Here is a 1,978-nt window from a genome sequence, read left to right as displayed (position 1 = left end):
TGGTCAGTATCATGAGATGCCTTGTAAAGTTGATTACAGTACCAAGGCGCAAGTGAAAGCTTGGATATATGGGGGTGATTTGCCAAGAAGCGTATTGAGTTGCGAAGCATTGATAGACGAGGTGAATAGGGAAATCAAAAAACGTACAGTGAAAGCAGTGAAAACTTATGATGATATAGACAGTGAACTAGAGAAAGCACTTGGTATTCAATTAGGTAGGTATCAAAATGAAAAAAATTGAAAAAAATAAAAAATACGTATTGACATTAAAAAAAGGTTCGTTTAGAAAGGCATCAAGTGTGTAGAAACACTTAGCGAATAGCGGATAGGTTACGATACAGCCTCTCCCATGCCTTTTAAAATACTGACTTTCTTTTATGCTATCATTGGCATATAACGATTTATGTCGGGTGTAGTGTGTTATACAATACCCTTTTTAGGGGAAAGCACACAGCGGACTATTCGCCGTGTTTCTAGCGCCCGGCGCCCTTATAGGGTGTCAATAGAAACCTTCTTTACGAATAGGATTTATTATGCAAAATTCTGTCAAAAAATATCAACTCACCAATCAAACAATTCTTCGTGAGGGTAAAAAACTTTATCGCATTAAGGCGTTAAGAGATTTTGGTGATGTTAAAGCTGGTCAACTTGGTGGCTATATTGAATCTGAAGAAAATCTTTCCCATGATGGTAATTGCTGGGTTGGTGATCAGGCCATTGTTGTGAGCCCTGGTCGTGTTTACGAAAATGCGCAGGTTTATGGCAATGCAGGTGTTGGTGGTTTTGTATATGGTAATGCTCGCGTCTACGATTCAGCAAAGGTTTTTGCCAATGCCCATGTGTATGATAATGCCCATGTTTTCGATAGTGCAAAAATTGTAAGTAAAGTGCATGTTTATGAAAATGCCAATGCATGTGGCATGGCTATTGTTACTAAGAATATTTGTGGTGACACAATGAATAATGTTTATACAGAACGCCTTTCTCCTTATGGTGAAATTTGCTTTGTTATGTGTCGTGCTCATAGGAAAACAGCTTAAATAACGGCGCGGGCGCGGCGGGGGCGCCTCCTTATAACCATTTCACTTAAAATTTGTTTGAATATTAGATTAGGAGTTACCTATGACCACTACAACTGTATCTAAAAAATATGAATTTACTAATGAAAACTTCACTTTTGATGGTCTTACTTTACACCGCATACGTGCTCTAAGAGATTTTGATGATGTTAAGGCGGGGGACCTCGGCGGTTTTATTGAAAATGAAAGTAACTTATCCCATGATGGCAATTGCTGGGTCTATGATAATGCCGCGGTTCTTTTCGATGCAACTGTTTATGAAAATGCTAAAATTTATAATGATGCTAAAATCTTTAGAGGTGCCAAGGTGTATGGCAATGCTATCGTTAATGGCAAGGCATTGGTTTTTGATACAACCGCTCATATTTATGATAACGCAAAAATTCATGATAACGCTAAGGTCTGTGGGCATGTTTATGGTAATGCCGTAATTAGTGATAATGCTACTATTTCTAATGGTGCCAAGGTTTATGACAATGCCCGTGTCTATGAAAGTGCCTATGTTTGTGGCTATATTTTTGGCAATGCCCATGTGTATGGCAAGTCACGGGTTTATGTCTGGGCGCGGGTTTATGATAATGCCCATGTTTTTTGTAATGCTTGGATTAAGGATTATTCAAGTATCTATGGTCATGCCAAGGTTTCTGGCTCGGCTCGTGTTGGTTGCTTTGTAAGAATTTATGATCATGCCAAGGTCTATGGCAAATCAAATATTGATCATCATGTGCAAATTTATGGCAATGCTGTTGTGAATAGCCGTGCAAAAATTCGTAATGATATCTGTGATGATAATCTGTCACTAAAAGACGCTGCTTAAATAACGCGGGGGGCTGCTTTATAGCAAAAAAGCCGCGTCCTTTAAGACACGGCTTTTATTATCAAAACAGCTAGCGATCTAA

2 protein-coding genes and 1 pseudogene are annotated in these 1,978 nt (G+C 38.7%); all 3 read left to right on the top strand.

What is annotated here, in order from left to right:
- Window positions 1-241 (top strand): annotated as a pseudogene (locus tag ACFIJP_RS08850) (hypothetical protein); the annotation flags it as partial.
- A 292-nt stretch (window positions 242-533) separates the two neighbouring features.
- Window positions 534-1,040: a hypothetical protein gene (locus tag ACFIJP_RS08845; protein ID WP_375627031.1), complete on the top strand. Its 507-nt coding sequence runs from the start codon at window positions 534-536 to the stop codon at window positions 1,038-1,040.
- A gap of 82 nt (window positions 1,041-1,122) precedes the next feature.
- Window positions 1,123-1,896 carry a hypothetical protein gene (locus ACFIJP_RS08840; RefSeq protein ID WP_375627030.1) on the top strand — a complete coding sequence of 258 codons (774 nt, stop codon included), beginning with the start codon at window positions 1,123-1,125 and terminating at the stop codon, window positions 1,894-1,896.
- Window positions 1,897-1,978: the final 82 nt, after the last annotated feature.

Origin of the sequence: Bartonella sp. MU37NMGALS (assembly GCF_042194015.1) — a bacterium.
Classification (GTDB): domain Bacteria; phylum Pseudomonadota; class Alphaproteobacteria; order Rhizobiales; family Rhizobiaceae; genus Bartonella; species Bartonella grahamii.
This window is presented reverse-complemented; position numbering and strand designations above follow the sequence as displayed.